Source organism: Streptomyces sp. PSU-S4-23, assembly GCF_055632315.1.
Genome location: NZ_JBVMUU010000002.1, coordinates 7,925,847 through 7,940,525 on the forward strand (window position 1 = coordinate 7,925,847; position 14,679 = coordinate 7,940,525).

At 73.1% G+C, this 14,679-nt stretch carries 14 protein-coding genes and 1 pseudogene; 10 read left to right on the forward strand and 5 right to left on the reverse strand.

All coding sequences use genetic code 11. The features are described from left to right. Window positions 1-40 precede the first annotated feature (40 nt). The gene (locus tag ACZ79I_RS35820; RefSeq protein WP_388373106.1) at window positions 41-256 is read left to right on the forward strand and encodes a hypothetical protein; all 216 of its coding nucleotides are present in this window, start codon (window positions 41-43) and stop codon (window positions 254-256) included. Window positions 257-458: 202 nt separating this feature from the next. On the opposite strand, the gene ACZ79I_RS35825 is transcribed toward ACZ79I_RS35820, so the two are convergent. The 3 genes from ACZ79I_RS35825 to ACZ79I_RS35835 all read right to left on the reverse strand — a co-directional run bounded on the left by ACZ79I_RS35825 (window position 459) and on the right by ACZ79I_RS35835 (window position 4,621). Further along, complete coding sequence (locus ACZ79I_RS35825) at window positions 459-1,433, reverse strand: acyl-ACP desaturase (RefSeq protein ID WP_471503310.1); 975 nt, start codon at window positions 1,431-1,433, stop codon at window positions 459-461. 172 nt (window positions 1,434-1,605) lie between these two features. Then, window positions 1,606-2,382 (reverse strand): dimethylargininase, encoded by a 777-nt coding sequence (gene ddaH / locus ACZ79I_RS35830; RefSeq protein WP_471503312.1) that lies wholly within the window; start codon window positions 2,380-2,382, stop codon window positions 1,606-1,608. Window positions 2,383-2,992: 610 nt separating this feature from the next. Further along, the gene (locus tag ACZ79I_RS35835) at window positions 2,993-4,621 is read right to left on the reverse strand and encodes an ABC-F family ATP-binding cassette domain-containing protein (protein WP_471503314.1); all 1,629 of its coding nucleotides are present in this window, start codon (window positions 4,619-4,621) and stop codon (window positions 2,993-2,995) included. Between the two features lie 340 nt (window positions 4,622-4,961). On the opposite strand from ACZ79I_RS35835, the gene ACZ79I_RS35840 reads away from it, so the two are divergent. After that, entirely contained in the window at window positions 4,962-5,636 is a 675-nt protein-coding gene (locus tag ACZ79I_RS35840) for a GOLPH3/VPS74 family protein (RefSeq protein WP_471503316.1), read from the forward strand. A 186-nt stretch (window positions 5,637-5,822) separates the two neighbouring features. Next, window positions 5,823-5,879: pseudogene (locus ACZ79I_RS35845) on the forward strand (hypothetical protein); the annotation flags it as partial. A 112-nt stretch (window positions 5,880-5,991) separates the two neighbouring features. Here the strand turns inward: ACZ79I_RS35845 and ssgD are convergent. Next, window positions 5,992-6,408, reverse strand: a complete 417-nt coding sequence (ssgD, locus tag ACZ79I_RS35850) for a spore wall synthesis regulator SsgD (RefSeq protein WP_471503318.1) — start codon at window positions 6,406-6,408, stop codon at window positions 5,992-5,994. A 294-nt stretch (window positions 6,409-6,702) separates the two neighbouring features. Between ssgD and ACZ79I_RS35855 the strand changes: the two genes are divergently transcribed. The 4 genes from ACZ79I_RS35855 to mmpA all read left to right on the forward strand — a co-directional run bounded on the left by ACZ79I_RS35855 (window position 6,703) and on the right by mmpA (window position 9,210). Then, on the forward strand, window positions 6,703-7,779 hold the full coding sequence (locus tag ACZ79I_RS35855; RefSeq protein ID WP_471503320.1) for a WD40/YVTN/BNR-like repeat-containing protein: 1,077 nt from the start codon (window positions 6,703-6,705) through the stop codon (window positions 7,777-7,779). A 61-nt stretch (window positions 7,780-7,840) separates the two neighbouring features. Continuing rightward, window positions 7,841-8,167, forward strand: coding sequence for a plasmid stabilization protein (locus ACZ79I_RS35860; protein WP_471503322.1), 327 nt, complete (start codon window positions 7,841-7,843; stop codon window positions 8,165-8,167). 34 nt (window positions 8,168-8,201) lie between these two features. Then, window positions 8,202-8,909 carry an endonuclease V gene (locus tag ACZ79I_RS35865; RefSeq protein ID WP_471503324.1) on the forward strand — a complete coding sequence of 236 codons (708 nt, stop codon included), beginning with the start codon at window positions 8,202-8,204 and terminating at the stop codon, window positions 8,907-8,909. Between the two features lie 163 nt (window positions 8,910-9,072). Beyond that, window positions 9,073-9,210: a morphogenic membrane protein MmpA gene (mmpA, locus tag ACZ79I_RS35870; RefSeq protein ID WP_471503326.1), complete on the forward strand. Its 138-nt coding sequence runs from the start codon at window positions 9,073-9,075 to the stop codon at window positions 9,208-9,210. A 14-nt stretch (window positions 9,211-9,224) separates the two neighbouring features. Here mmpA and ACZ79I_RS35875 read toward each other — a convergent pair whose 3' ends face one another. Further along, window positions 9,225-10,400: a saccharopine dehydrogenase family protein gene (locus tag ACZ79I_RS35875; protein WP_471503328.1), complete on the reverse strand. Its 1,176-nt coding sequence runs from the start codon at window positions 10,398-10,400 to the stop codon at window positions 9,225-9,227. Between the two features lie 243 nt (window positions 10,401-10,643). Between ACZ79I_RS35875 and ACZ79I_RS35880 the strand changes: the two genes are divergently transcribed. From ACZ79I_RS35880 to ACZ79I_RS35890, 3 genes are all read left to right on the forward strand, one after another. After that, window positions 10,644-11,780 carry a CaiB/BaiF CoA transferase family protein gene (locus tag ACZ79I_RS35880; protein WP_471503330.1) on the forward strand — a complete coding sequence of 379 codons (1,137 nt, stop codon included), beginning with the start codon at window positions 10,644-10,646 and terminating at the stop codon, window positions 11,778-11,780. Window positions 11,781-12,267: 487 nt separating this feature from the next. Continuing rightward, window positions 12,268-13,410 (forward strand): acyl-CoA dehydrogenase family protein, encoded by a 1,143-nt coding sequence (locus ACZ79I_RS35885; protein ID WP_471503332.1) that lies wholly within the window; start codon window positions 12,268-12,270, stop codon window positions 13,408-13,410. 21 nt (window positions 13,411-13,431) lie between these two features. Beyond that, complete coding sequence (locus ACZ79I_RS35890; RefSeq protein WP_471503334.1) at window positions 13,432-14,646, forward strand: acetyl-CoA C-acetyltransferase; 1,215 nt, start codon at window positions 13,432-13,434, stop codon at window positions 14,644-14,646. Window positions 14,647-14,679 lie beyond the last annotated feature (33 nt).

Below are 14,679 nucleotides of genomic sequence, written 5' to 3' on the forward strand. Positions count from 1 at the left end.
TCCGGATGCGCGCCGGGGCCCGCGGGACGATGCTGGAGACATGACCGGACGGGCCCCTGTCATCGTTCATCCGCCGTCGGGTACCGGCGGCCGCCGGGTCACCGCGCGCGGGGAGAGCCTGGGAGTGGCGTTCTCCGACGAGGACGTGATCGAGTTCCTCGGCCGGGCGGGACTGCCCGACGCCGAGGACCTGCTCGACGATCCGGCGTGGGTGAAGTGGCGTGGCGCGGACGCGCACCACTACGAGGCCGCGTAGCGGCTTCCCGGAGTGCCGGAGTGCCGGAGTGCCGGCACCAGCGGCGGACGCGGCGTCCCGCTGCCGTCGGGCGGCGTCCGGGAGCGCCACCCGGCCCGGCGCGCCCGCGCCCGCGGTGCCGGCCAGCAGCGGTACCGGCCCCGGGGGCCGGTACTGACACCGGGGGACCGCCGACGGTGCGACGACGGCGCCCGCGGACTCCCTACGCGCCGGTCCGTGCCGCCATCCGGGCCTTGCGCGCCGCCAGCTTCTCGTCGAACTTCGCGGCCTCCGCGTCCAGCCCGCCCAGGAACAGGCCCAGTTCCTCCTGAGCCCGGCGGCCGTCGGGGCCGAGGCCGTCGATGTCCATGATCTTCAGGAAGCGGAGCACCGGCTGGAGCACCTCGTCGTGGTGGATCCGCAGGTTGTAGACCTCCCCGATCGCCATCTGCGCGGCGGCGCGCTCGAAGCCGGGAATCCCGTGGCCGGGCATGCGGAAGTTCACCACGACGTCCCGGACGGCCTGCATGGTCACGTCGGGTGCGATCTCGAACGCCGCCTTCAGCAGGTTCCGGTAGAACACCATGTGCAGGTTCTCGTCGGTCGCGATGCGGGCCAGCATCCGGTCGCAGACCGGGTCGCCGGACTGGTGCCCGGTGTTGCGGTGCGAGATGCGGGTGGCCAGTTCCTGGAACGAGACGTACGCCATGGAGTGCAGCATCGAGTGCCGGTTGTCCGACTCGAAGCCCGCGCCCATATGGGCCATGCGGAACTGCTCCAGCTTGTCGGGGTCGACCGCGCGCGAGGCGAGCAGATAGTCGCGCATCACGATGCCGTGCCGGCCCTCCTCGGCGGTCCAGCGGTGCACCCATGTGCCCCAGGCGCCGTCACGGCCGAAGAGCGTGGCGATCTCGTGGTGGTAGCTGGGGAGGTTGTCCTCCGTCAGCAGGTTCACCACGAGCGCCGTCCGGCCGATCTCGGTGACCTTGGACTGGCCCTTCTCCCAGACCTCCCCGTCCTCGAAGAAGCCGGGGAAGTTGCGGCCGTCGCTCCAGGGGACGTACTCGTGCGGCATCCAGTCCTTGGCGACCTTCAGATGCCGGTTCAGCTCCTTCTCGACCACTTCTTCCAGCGCGCACAGCAGCCGCGTGTCGGTCCAGACGGAGGGGCTGCCGAGAGGGGGAGAGGTGATCGTCACGGGGTACTCCAGGGAGACGGCGAGGCAAGAGCGGGTGACCGGCGAGCGGTGCCGGAAACCTACGGGATCGTAGGCTACGAATCCGTAGGTTACGAAGCCGTAGGTTAAGTGCGCTGTAAAGGACGCTGATCAGGGGGGTGCCTTCCAGGCACGGGGGCACCGGTTCAGCGGGTCAGGCGTACAACTCCCGCAGACGCACCGAGAGGCACGTTACACAGCCCTCCAGCTTCTCGAACTCGCTGATGTCCACCAGGACCGGCTCATGCCCGAGGTCGGCGAGCAGGTCCGCCGTCTTCGGCGCGCTGGCCGACATGAGCAGCTTGCCGCCGCCCAGCAGCACCACGTGCGAGCCGGACTCCTCCGGCACCGTCAGGAAACGCGGGAACAGCGCGGGCTTGTCCACCAGCGGCACATGGCCGATGACCGTGCCGTCGGGCAGGGCGGTGACCGCCGACTTCAGGTGCAGCACCTTGGTGACGGGCACGGAGACCACCCGGGCGCCCAGCGGTTCGAAGACCGCGCGCAGCTGCTGGACGGCGGCCGGGTTGGTGCGCCCGCTGCGGCCCACGTAGATCGTGTCGTCGATCTTCAGCACGTCGCCGCCGTCGAGCGTGCCCGGCTCCCAGATCCAGTTGACCGAGCAGCCGAGCCGGGCCACGGCCTCCTCGACGCCCGCGGTCTCCTCGCGCCGCGACTCCGCGCCGGGCCGCGCGATCAGGGCGACGTTCTTGTACATCACCACGGTGTCCTCGACGAACACCGAGTCGGGGCAGTCGTCGGCCGGATCCACCTCGATCGTCTCCCAGCCGTGCGTACGCAGGGCCTCCGCGTACGCCCCCCACTGTTCGAGCGCGAGATCGACGTCGACCTTCTCGCGCTCGATGTGCGTCACCAGCCCCTCGGCGAGGCGTGGACTCGGTCGGCGGATGAGAGCCTTCTTGCTGGGCACGTGGGACTCCGTCTCGGCTGATGCTGTCGCCCGCCATCATGCAGGGCCGATGCGCGGGGACAAAGCCCCGGGTTCGGGCTCCTTCCCGGGCGGTCCCGGGCGCGGCTCGCCCCCGGCGCCCCGCGCACCGGGACCGCCCGCCCGGGTGACCCCGGCACGCGACCCGCCGGCCGAAGCGGGCCGTGATACGCCGGTCACCGCGGCCGGTCACCGCGGCCGGTCACCGCGGCCGGTCACCGCGGCCGGTCACCGCGGCCGGTCACCGCGGCCGGTCACCGCGGCCGGTCACCGCGGCCGGTCACCGCCGCCGGTCACCGCCGCCCGGGACCGCCGCGCCGCCCCGCGCCGGTGTGACGAGTGCCGGGCGCCGTGGGCACGGAGCCGGACCGGCGGACCCGGCACCCGGCACCGCCACGGCGAGGGTCTGCGTCACCTGCCCCACTCCCGCGCGGGAAGGCCGTGAAGGTCTCGGTGCGGGGCCGCCCGGCCGCCTGCTGGGCGGGCCCGGCGAAGTCCGGTGCGGTTCGGCAGCGTCCCGAAGGGGCGCGGGGAACTGCGCGATCAGCCACGACGAACCCGCGGCTGGTGTACCGGACTTCCAGCGAAGCGCTCAGGCGGGGCCGCCGAGGACCCCGGGGGTCGTCTCCCTGAGCCCGCCCTCCAGCAGCAGCCAGCGGGTGACTCCGATCGACTCGAGGAAGGGCAGGTCGTGGCCGGCCACGATCAGCGCGCCCTCGTACGACTCCAGGGCCGTGACGAGCTGCCGCACGCTCGCCATGTCGAGGTTGTTCGTCGGCTCGTCGAGCATCAGCAGCTGCGGTGCCGGCTCGGCGAGCATCAGCGCGGCCAGGGTGGCGCGGAAGCGTTCGCCGCCCGACAGGGTTCCGGCCGGCTGGTCGGCGCGCGCGCCACGGAACAGGAAGCGGGCCAGACGCGCCCGGATCCGGTTGTCGGTGGCGCCGGGGGCGAACCGGGCCACGTTCTCCGCGACCGACAGACCGTCGTCGAGAACGTCCAGCCGCTGCGGCAGGAAACGCAGCGGCACGTGCGCCGTGACCTCGCCCGCCACGGGCTCCAGCTCGCCCGCGATCGTGCGCAGCAGCGTGGTCTTCCCCGCGCCGTTGCGTCCGACGAGCGCGATCCGCTCCGGACCGTGCACATCGAGGCCGCCCGCCACCCGGGCACCGTACGCCGGCCGCAGATCCCGCAGCGTCAGCACGGACCGCCCCTGCGGAACCGCCGTGTGGGGCAGGTCGACACGGATCTCGTCGTCGTCCCGCACCGCCTCGACCGCCTCGTCGAGGCGCTCCCTGGCCTCGGCGAGCCTCTCCTCGTGCAGGATGCGGTGCTTGCCGGCGGACTCCTGGGCCGCCCGTTTGCGCGCCCCCATGACGATCTTCGGTTCGCGCTTGCTGTCCCACATCTTCTGGCCGTACCGCTTTCGGCGGGCCAGCTTCATCTGGGCCTCGGCCAGTTCGCGCTTCTGCCTGCGCAGGTCGGACTCGGCGACGCGCACCATGCGCTCGGCCGCCTCCTGCCCGACGGCCAGGGCCTCCTCGTACGCGGAGAAGGTGCCGCCGAACCAGGTGACCTCCCCGGCACGCAGATCCGCGATCTGGTCGACGAGATCGAGGAGTTCACGGTCGTGGCTGACCACGACCATCACTCCCGGCCATGCCTCGACCGCCGAGTACAGCCGCCGGCGGGCGTACAGGTCGAGGTTGTTGGTCGGCTCGTCCAGCAGCAGGACGTCCGGGCGCCGCAGCAGCAGCGCGGCCAGCCGCAGCAGGACGGACTCGCCGCCGGAGACCTCGCCGATCGTGCGGTCCAGACCGATGTGGCCGAGGCCGAGTTCGCCGAGCATCGCCTCGGCGCGCTCCTCCACGTCCCAGTCGTCGCCGACGGTCGCGAAGTGCTCCTCGGCCGCGTCGCCCGCCTCGATGGCGTGCAGTGCGGCGCGTCGCGCCGCGATGCCGAGCGCCTCGTCCACCCGCAGGGCGGTGTCGAGGGTGACGTTCTGCGGCAGGTAGCCGATCTCGCCGTGGACGTGCACGGTGCCGCCGGACGGGGTGAGTTCACCCGCGATCAGTTTCAACAGGGTGGACTTTCCGGCCCCGTTGACGCCGACGAGGCCGGTCCTGCCGGGGCCGAACACGATCTGGAGGCCGTCGAAGACACGGGTGCCGTCGGGCCAGGAGAAGGACAGGGACGTACAGGTCAGGGAAGGGGAGAGTGACATGCGGGCCTCGCGACTGCTCGGGATGGGCGGGGGCGACGCGTGTGAGACACCGCACGGGGGCGACGGCCGTGAACAGAGGAAGAGCCCTGCACCGGGGGACGGCTCGAATGCCGAGGTCGCACGCTACGCACACGGACGCTGACAGCGCCGTGTGACGCGGTGTCTCAAGACCTCAGACGAGCAACGTCCTTCTCCCCTCGACGGCGACAGATCCGCTGTACACCGTAGGAACGGGCCTGAGGGGTGTCAACGCATTAACGTGGTCGGCGGCCGGGCGTGTCCACGGCCGCCCGAGGCGAGCCCGGACCGGCCGTGCCGCCCGACCCCGCAAGGAGACCTCGTGCCCGACGGCTCCCCCTCGCCGGCCGCGCTGCTGTACCTGCTGGCCTGGGACACCACCAGGCTCAGGCTCACGGGCGCGACCCGGCTCGCCTACCTGGTGCGTGCCGGCGCCCTCACCGAACTGGCCCAGCGCGGGCTGCTCGTCGACGTGGACGGCATCGCCACCCCGGCGGACCCCGACGCCCGCACCGGTGACCCCGTCCTCGACGGTCTCCTGGAACTCGTCGAGGAGTCCCGGCCCCGCCGCTGGAAGACCTGGGTCACGCTGCGTGCCGGCGTCACCCTCGACGCCGTCCGCGCCCAGCTCACCGCCGGCGGCTGGCTGCGCGCCGGGAAGAAGCGGATGCTCGGGGTCTTCCCTTCCGTGGAGTACGAGCTGGAGCGGGTGCCGAGGGTGGAGGCGCTGCAGCAGGAGGTGCGGCAGGTGATCGAGGGGCCGGTGCCCGTCGCGGAGGTCTCCGACCGTGACGCCGCCCTCGCGGCCCTGGCCGCGGCGGCCGAACTGGGCACCGTCGTGACCGCCGCGGACCGCAAGCGCCACAAGGAGCGCATCGAGGCGCTGACGGAGCGGAGCGGCGCCGCGGCTCCCGCGCTGCGGAAGGTCGTCCACGAGGTCCGCACGGCCATGGTCGTCGCGGCCACGGCCGGCGGGGCCGGGGCGACGGCCGGCTGAGGCCGGCGGGGCGGACGCAGCGCCGGATGTGCGCCGGCCGGCGCCCGGCGCCCGCCGGCCGGCTCGACCCCATGACCCACGACACCCTGCTGCGCGAGCGGGCCCTGGCCTTACGCGCCCTGCGCCCCGGGCCGTGCCCTCGTCCTCCCCAACGTCTGGGGCGCCCCCGGTGCGCGGCTCGTCGAGGAGGCGGGCGCGGCCTCCGTCACCACCCCCAGCGCCGGGCTCGCCTGGGAACCGGGGGCCGCCGACGGCGAGCGGCTCTCCCGTGACGATGCCCTGGCAGCGCTCGCGCGGATCACGGGACCGTGGCGGTCCCGGCGGGCACGGACATCTGGCCGCCGCCGGCGGGCCTTCAGCAGGCGTCCCGTATCAACTCGGCGAGATCCCGGTCCAGATCCACCTGCAGATGCTCCAGACCGACCGGCACCAGATCCGTGGTCCGCCGCAGGAAGCGGCGGACCTCGTCCGAGTGGACGTGCACCACGGCGGTGCCCTCCGGCGCGTGGAACTCCAGCACGGTGCGGTCGTAGCCGTACGGCCGCACCTGGACGTCGCCGTGGCCCTCAGGGCCCTCCAGGCCCGCCGTGAGCAACTCGCGGGCGAAGGTCCAGCAGACCTCCACACCTTCCAGGGTGGCCGGGGCCGGGAAGGTCATGCGGACCGCGAACGGATCGCGCCGGTCGTAGTGGAGCATGGCCGGAATGCTCGGCATCCGCGGCGCGGCGGCGACGAGACGGGCCTCCACGGGCTGCTCGATGACGGTGGACAACGCCTTGCTCCCTTGTGACGGCTGGACGGGCTGCGTGCGGGTGAGGCCGGGCACTTGACGAGACGATGAATGGAGCCGATCCGTGCACATGAAACGCGAGTGACCTCTGTCACCGAGACCATGCCGACGGGCGATCCGGGGTGACGGGCCGCTCCGTCCCGAGACCACCGGAACACCGGAGAGGACACCGGGGAACGGGCGTACGGTTCCCGGGCGAGGACGTCTGGACGTTCCCCGCTGAGGCCGTCTGGACGGCGCCGGGGGACTGGGCTAGCTTCGCGCGCCATGACGGGCATGGGGAACACGAGACGTACGGTTCGGACGGTGGCCGCGGGCCTGTGCGCGGCGGCGCTCCTCGCGCTGCCGGCGCCCGCGCAGGCCCACGGGCCGCAGCGGCCGGCGCCGCACTGGCAGCTCAAGGCCAGCGGCACGGACGTACGCTTCCGCGGTCTCTCGGCCGTGGGCCGGGACACCGCCTGGCTGGCCGGATCCAAGGGCACCGTGCTGCGCACCACCGACGGCGGCACCCACTGGCGGAACGTCTCCCCGCCGGGCGCCGCGGACCTGGAGCTGCGTGACGTCGAGGCGTTCGACGCACGGCACGCGGTGGTCCTGGCCATCGGCGAGGGTGAGGCCTCCCGGGTACTGCGCACCGACGACGGGGGCGCGACCTGGACCGAGGCGTTCCGCAACACCGACGCCAGGGCCTTCTACGACTGCCTCGCCTTCTTCGACCGGCGCCACGGCCTGGCGGTGAGCGACCCGGTCGACGGCAGGTTCCGCATCCTGTCCACCGGCGACGGCGGCCGCTCCTGGACGGTCCTGCCCGGCGACGGGATGCCCGACGCCCAGGACGGCGAGGCCGGGTTCGCGGCCGGCGGCCAGTGTCTGGTCGCCTCGGGGCCGCACGACGTGTGGCTCGCCACGGGCGGCGGCGCACGCGCGCGTGTGCTGCACTCCGCCGACCGCGGACTGACCTGGACCGCCTCCGACACACCGGTCCCGGCGGGCGATTCCGCGCGGGGCGTGTTCGCCGTCGCCTTCCGCGACCGCACGCACGGCATCGCGGTCGGCGGCGACTACCGCGCGGGCCGGCCGTCGCCCCGGGCCGCGGCGGTCAGCGGGAACGGCGGCCGCACCTGGGCGCCCGCCGTGTCGCCCCCGCCCGCCTACCGCTCGGGGGTCACGTGGCTGCCGCACAGCCGCACCGCCGCGCTCGCCGTGGGCCCCACCGGCACCGATCTGACCACGGACGGCGGCCGCACCTGGAGGACCGTCGACACGGGCTCGTACGACACGGTGGACTGCGCCCCCGACCTCGGGTGCTGGGCCGCCGGGGAGCAGGGACGGGTGGCGCGCCTGGAGCCCTGACGGTGGTCCCGGTGAAAATCGGGTACTCGGTGGTCCCGCACCTGAGAGGAAGTGACCTGTCATGCCACGCGGCTCCAGCCCGAAGCGGGAACGCCAGTACGAGCACATCAAGGAGAGCGCCCGCGACCGCGGGGAGAGCGAGCGGCGCGCCAAGGAGATCGCGGCGCGGACCGTGAACAAGGAGCGCGCCCGTTCCGGCGAGTCCAAGACCGCGAGCCGCACGTCCACGCAGGACATCTCGTCCGGCAGGCGGGGCGGTCTGCGCTCGGGGAAGGGCTCGCAGGGGCCCACCTACGACCAGCTGTACGAGGAGGCGAAGCGGCGCAACATCCGCGGCCGTTCGGACATGAACAAGAGCGAACTGTGGCGCGCGCTGGGCGGTAAGTGACGGCGGCCCGCGGGGACGTACGCTCGGCATCACCATGACGACCGTACGCATCCCCGCGGGCTGGCCCGCGACCGAAGACGAAGCCCGCGCCGTGCAGGACGAGTTGCGCGGCCGGGTCATCCTCGACGAGCCGGGGCCGCCGCCCGGGACCGGCACCGTGACGGGGGTCGACGTCGCCTACGACGACGAGCGCGGGGTGGTCGCGGCGGCGGCCGTCGCCCTGGACGCGGCCACGCTCGACCAGGTCGCCGAGGCCACCGCCGTCGGCGAGGTCTCCTTCCCGTACGTGCCCGGCCTGCTGGCCTTCCGCGAGATACCCACCGTTCTGGCAGCCCTGGCGGCCCTGGACCGCGACCCCGGCCTGGTCGTCTGCGACGGCTACGGTCTCGCCCACCCGCGCCGGTTCGGCCTCGCCTGCCACCTGGGCGTCCTCACCGGGCTGCCCACGATCGGGGTCGCCAAGAACCCCTTCACCTCCACCTACGAGGAGCCCGCTGCTCCGCGCGGCAGCAGCAGCCCCCTGCTCTCGGGCGGCGAGGAGGTCGGCCGGGCTTTGCGCACCCGGGCAGGCGTCAAACCGGTCTTCGTCTCCGTGGGCCACCGGGCCGGCATCGACAACGCGTGCGCGCACACCCTCGCACTCACCCCGAGGTACCGCATCCCCGAAACCACACGGCGCGCCGACGCCCTGTGCAGGCTGGCCCTCCGGAACGCCGTCGGCCGGACGGGTGCGCCGGGCTGACCCCTTACCGGGCACCCGTGGTGGATACCTGTTCTGAGTACCTGTTCTGAGTACCCGTTCTGAGTACCGGCTCTGAGTACCGGCTCTGAGTACCTGTACTGAGTACCTGTACTGAGTATCTGTACGGATGTGGCCGTGCCGTCGTCATCGGCAGGCTGTGCCCATGACGACGCAGCGTCCCTCCAAGGCCATGAGCAACCCCGCCAAGCCCGTCGAGCGTGCCGTGACGACCGTGCTCCTGCTGGGCGTGATCGCCGGGCTCGCCTGGATCGGCGGGATGATCTACACAGTCCTGGGGTGACGGTTCCGGTACCCCTACCGCCGGGCCGCCACCCGGAAGGTGATGCCGGCGGCGCGGAGGCGCTCGATGAGCGCGTTGCCCATCGCTTCCGCCGGGGTGACCTGGCCGGACGTGCGGGGCAGATCGTCGAGGGCGAGGGACAGGGCCGACTCGGCGAACATCTTCGCCGTCTCGTCGTATCCCGGATCGCCGCCCGCGACCTCCGTGAACACCCGCCGCCCGCCGCCCTCGCCCACGAACCGCACCGAGAACCAGCTCTTCGCCCGCTTCTCGGGCCCCGGCCCGTCCCCGGGCCTGAGCCGGTCCGACAGCCACCGCCGGGCGGGCGGCACCTGCGCCGCCGTGAACAGCGTGCCGACGGCCGCGACCCCTGCCACCGCGTACGGCAGGGTCTCGACCGCCGCGTAGTGCCGGTAGCGGAAGTCGGGGCCGTAGCGCTCCAGCACCCGCGCCGAGCGGCGCACCACCTGAGGGTCGATGGTGGGCAGCGGCAGCGCCCAGGCACCGACCTCCGCCGCGTACCGCGGAGCGCCGAACGGCGCCTGCGCCCGCCGCCCCAGCAGCCGGGGTTCGTGGCGGGCGCGGTCGCGGGCCGCGGCCAGCATCTGCGGGCCGCGCGCGAACTGGCCGAGCGCGGAGGCGAGCGTTCCGCCCGAGAACATCGCCTGCGAACGGACGTATCCGTCCACCCTGAGCGGCACCCCTTCGGGAAGCTGCTGCACGGTGAAGTACGCCCCCAGGTCGTGCGGTACCGAGTCGAAGCCGCAGGAGTGCACGAGCCGTGCACCCGTCTCCCGCGCGCGGGCGTCGTGCCGCACGTACATGAGGTCGACGAATTCGGGCTCGCCGGTCAGGTCCAGGTAGTCGGTGCCCGCGTCGGCGCAGGCGGCCACCAGCTCCTCGCCGTACCGCAGATAGGGTCCGACGGTGGTGGCCAGCACACGCGTGCCGCGGGCGAGTTCGGCCAGTGATTCGGGGTCCCGGGCGTCCGCCTGGAGCAGCCCGGGCCGGGCGCCGCCCGCGAGACGTTCCCGCAACCGCTCCAGCTTGCTGCCGCTGCGTCCCGCGATCGCCCAGCGCAGTCCCTCGGGCGCATGCGCGGCGAGGTAGTGCGCGGTCAGCGCGCCCACGAAACCCGTGGCCCCGAAGAGCACGATGTCGTACGCGCGATCCGTTTTCCGCCTGTTCATGACACCTCTCCGCCCCAGCGCCGTTGCCGGGCCCGAGGCTAGCGCGAGGCGGCCGTGGCCGGGCGGCGAGGTCGGCGTGGCGCCACCGGCAACCCCCGCTCACCCCGTTTGCCTGTGGTATGAGACGGTTTGACGGCGGGAATTCGACTAAGCGCTTGCTCGTTGAGGTATTGCCCGCGGGGCGGCCTGTTCATAACATCACCGATGTCACATCAGTTGTGTCACAGAGAGCCTGGAGGCTGGATGACAGGGCCAGGGACGCCGGGACACGGCCCGCTCGCCGGCGTGCGCGTCATCGAGCTGGCGGGCATCGGGCCCGGCCCGTTCGCCGGGATGCTCCTCGCCGACCTGGGCGCCGACGTCGTCCGCGTGGACCGGCCCGAGGGCCCGGGGCTCGCGATCGATCCCGAGTGCGACGTCACCAACCGCAACAAGCGCTCGGTGGTCGTCGACCTGAAGGCACACGACGGCCCGGCCCGCGTCCTGGACCTGGCCGAGCGCGCCGACATCCTCATCGAGGGCTACCGCCCCGGCGTCGCCGAGCGCCTCGGCGTCGGCCCCGAGACCTGCCACGCCCGCAACCCGAGGCTCGTCTACGGCCGTATGACCGGCTGGGGCCAGGAGGGCCCGCTCGCCCCGCGCGCCGGACACGACATCGCCTACATCGCGCCCACCGGCACCCTCGGTCTGATCGGAGACCCGGACGGGCCGCCCGCGATCCCCGCCAACCTGGTCGGCGACTACGCGGGCGGCTCGCTCTACCTGGTCGTCGGCGTCCTCGCGGCCCTCCACCACGCGCGTGAGACGGGCACCGGACAGGTCGTGGACGCGGCCATCGTCGACGGCGCGGCGCACCTGGCCTCGATGATCCACGGCATGCTCGCCGCCGGCGGCTGGCAGGACCGGCGGGGCGCCAACCTCCTCGACGGCGGCTGCCCCTTCTACGGCACCTACGAGACCGCCGACGGCCGGTACATGGCGGTCGGCGCCCTGGAGCGGCAGTTCTTCGAGGAGTTCGTGGACCTGCTGGGCATCGGGCACCTGGCCCCGGCCCACAAGGACGTCGCCCGCTGGGCGGAGCTGCGCGAGGCGGTCGCGGCCCGCTTCAGGACCCGCACGCGGGACGAGTGGACGGCCGTCTTCGAGGGCTCCGACGCGTGCGTCGCGCCCGTCCTCTCGCTCCGCGAGGCCCCGGCACACCCCCACCTCGCCGCCCGCGGCACGTTCGTGGACCACGGCGGCATCATCCAGCCGGCGCCGGCACCGCGTTTCTCGGACACCCGCACGTCGGTACGCGGCGGACCCGCGCAGCCCGGCGCCGACACCGCCGGCGTCGCGCGCGACTGGGATGTGCCCCGGCTCCTCGGGGACGGCGCCTGATGCAGCCGCCGACGACACTCGTCCCCACGGCCGCCGGAGCGGGCGCTTCCAGGGCTCCCGCGGCCCCGGGCCCGGCGGTAGCCCGCACCGAGCGCCCGAAGACCGCCGACGGCCGGACGCACCTCCCGGTCCTGCCCGGGAAGACCCACGAGACGTGGGGCGCGGACCGCGTCAGGGGCACCGCGCACCCGGGCACGGCCCCGGCCACGCCCCGGCGCGCCGTCGGCCCCCCGCCCGCCCCCGGCGTCGGCACCGCCCCCAACGACGGCACCACGCCCGGTGGTGACACCGCCGCCGTCCGCCGCCGTCCCGTTCGCCCGGAGGCCGCCCGGGGCCGCGCCGTGCCGGGCCGGGAGGCCCGCCCGAGAGCGCCCCGTGGCGTGCCGTGCCGTGCGCGCCCCCATGCACCCCGTCAGGCCGGCCGGCCCGGAGCCGGCCCGACTGGTCGAAAGCGTCGAGAACCGGCTCCCAGGAGGGCGAGCGCGACATGAAGCGGCAGATCTTCACCGCCGACCACGAGGCGTTCCGCGAGACCGTGCGCACCTTCCTCGCCAAGGAGGTGCTGCCGCACTACGAGCAGTGGGAGAAGGACGGCATCGTCTCCCGTGACGCCTGGCGGGCGGCAGGAAAGCAGGGCCTGCTCGGACTCGCCGTGCCCGAGGAGTACGGAGGCGGCGGCACCCCCGACTTCCGCTACAGCGCCGTCCTCGTGGAGGAGTTCACCCGCGCGGGAGCCTCCGGGCTCGCGCTCGGGCTGCACAACGACATCATCGGACCGTATCTGACGGGCCTCGCCACCGAGGAGCAGAAGCGGCGCTGGCTGCCCGGCTTCTGCGACGGCTCGATCGTCACCGCCATCGCCATGACGGAGCCCGGCGCGGGCTCCGACCTCCAGGGCATCAGGACCCGCGCCGAGGACAGGGGCGACCACTGGCTGCTCAACGGCTCCAAGACCTTCATCTCCAACGGGATCCTCGCCGACCTGGTGATCGTCGTGGCCCGGACGACCCCCGAGGGCGGGGCGCACGGGCTGTCGCTGCTCGTCGTGGAGCGGGGCACGGAGGGCTTCGAACGCGGCCGCAACCTCGACAAGATCGGCCAGAAGGCACAGGACACGGCCGAGTTGTTCTTCCACGACGTGCGCGTGCCCAAGGAGAACCTGCTGGGCGAGCTCAACGGCGCCTTCGTGCACCTGATGACGAACCTCGCCCAGGAACGGCTGAACATCGCCGTCGCCGGGATCGCCGCCGCCGAGCACCTGCTGGAGATCACCACCGAGTACGTCAAGGAACGCGAGGCGTTCGGACGGCCCCTCGCCAGACTCCAGCACATCCGCTTCGAGATAGCCGAGATGGCGACCGAGTGCGCCGTCACCCGCGCCTTCCTCGACCGCTGCATCACCGACCACACGAACGGCGAACTCGACGCGGTGCACGCCTCCATGGCCAAGTGGTGGGCGACCGAACTGCAGAAGCGGGTCGCGGACCGCTGCCTGCAACTGCACGGCGGTTACGGCTACATGACGGAGCACCGCGTCGCCAGGGCCTTCACCGACGGCCGCATCCAGACCATCTACGGCGGGACCACCGAGATCATGAAGGAGATCATCGGTCGTTCCCTGCTCGGCTGACCCTCCCCGAAAGGCTTACCCGTGAGCACCGAAGCGTACGTGTACGACGCGATCCGCACCCCGCGCGGGCGCGGCAAGGCCAATGGCGCCCTGCACGGCACCAAGCCCATCGACCTCGTGGTCGGACTCATCCACGAGATGCGGCGGCGTTTCCCGGACCTCGACCCGGCCGCGATCGACGACATCGTCCTCGGTGTCGTCGGGCCGGTCGGTGACCAGGGCTCCGACATCGCCCGCATCGCCGCGATCGCCGCCGGCCTGCCCGACACGGTGGCCGGCGTCCAGGAGAACCGCTTCTGCGCGTCCGGTCTGGAGGCGGTCAACCTGGCCGCCGCCAAGGTCCGCTCGGGCTGGGAGGACCTGGTGCTCGCGGGTGGCGTCGAGTCGATGTCGCGGGTCCCCATGGCCTCGGACGGCGGCGCCTGGTTCGCCGACCCGATGACCAACATGGCCACCAACTTCGTGCCGCAGGGCATCGGCGCGGACCTGATCGCCACGATCGAGGGCTTCTCCCGCAGGGATGTCGACGAGTACGCGGCGCTGTCCCAGGAGCGGGCCGCGACCGCCTGGAAGGAAGGCCGCTTCGAGAAGTCCGTGGTTCCCGTGAAGGACCGCAGCGGGCTCGTCGTCCTGGACCACGACGAGCACATGCGGCCCGGCACGACCGCCGACTCGCTCGGCAAGCTCAAGCCGTCCTTCGCGGACATCGGCGACCTGGGCGGCTTCGACGCCGTGGCGCTGCAGAAGTACCACTGGATCGAGCAGATCGACCATGTGCACCACGCGGGCAACTCCTCCGGCATCGTCGACGGCGCGTCGCTCGTCGCCATCGGCTCCAAGGAGGTCGGCGAGCGCTACGGGCTGCGGCCGCGGGCCCGGATCGTGGCGGGCGCGGTGTCCGGCTCCGAGCCGACCATCATGCTGACCGGACCGGCTCCCGCGACGCGCAAGGCGCTCGCCAAGGCCGGGCTGACGATCGACGACATCGACCTGGTCGAGATCAACGAGGCGTTCGCCGCGGTCGTCCTGCGCTTCGCGAAGGACATGGGGCTGTCGCTGGACAAGATCAACGTCAACGGCGGCGCCATCGCCCTGGGACACCCGCTGGGCGCGACCGGCGCGATGATCCTCGGCACCCTGGTGGACGAACTGGAGCGGCAGGACAAGCGGTACGGGCTGGCCACGCTGTGCGTGGGCGGCGGCATGGGCATCGCCACCGTCGTCGAGCGCCTCTGACCTTCCCCAACGGATTCCTACGGAGCACCCCTG

Coding starts and splice junctions, on each gene's coding strand:
- ACZ79I_RS35820 (WP_388373106.1), top strand. CDS start 41: ATGACCGGACGGGCCCCTGTCATCGTTCATCCGCCGTCGGGTACCGGC.
- ACZ79I_RS35835 (WP_471503314.1), bottom strand. CDS start 4,621: ATGTCACTCTCCCCTTCCCTGACCTGTACGTCCCTGTCCTTCTCCTGG.
- ACZ79I_RS35855 (WP_471503320.1), top strand. CDS start 6,703: ATGGGGAACACGAGACGTACGGTTCGGACGGTGGCCGCGGGCCTGTGC.
- ACZ79I_RS35860 (WP_471503322.1), top strand. CDS start 7,841: ATGCCACGCGGCTCCAGCCCGAAGCGGGAACGCCAGTACGAGCACATC.
- ACZ79I_RS35865 (WP_471503324.1), top strand. CDS start 8,202: ATGACGACCGTACGCATCCCCGCGGGCTGGCCCGCGACCGAAGACGAA.
- mmpA (WP_471503326.1), top strand. CDS start 9,073: ATGACGACGCAGCGTCCCTCCAAGGCCATGAGCAACCCCGCCAAGCCC.
- ACZ79I_RS35875 (WP_471503328.1), bottom strand. CDS start 10,400: ATGAACAGGCGGAAAACGGATCGCGCGTACGACATCGTGCTCTTCGGG.
- ACZ79I_RS35880 (WP_471503330.1), top strand. CDS start 10,644: ATGACAGGGCCAGGGACGCCGGGACACGGCCCGCTCGCCGGCGTGCGC.
- ACZ79I_RS35885 (WP_471503332.1), top strand. CDS start 12,268: ATGAAGCGGCAGATCTTCACCGCCGACCACGAGGCGTTCCGCGAGACC.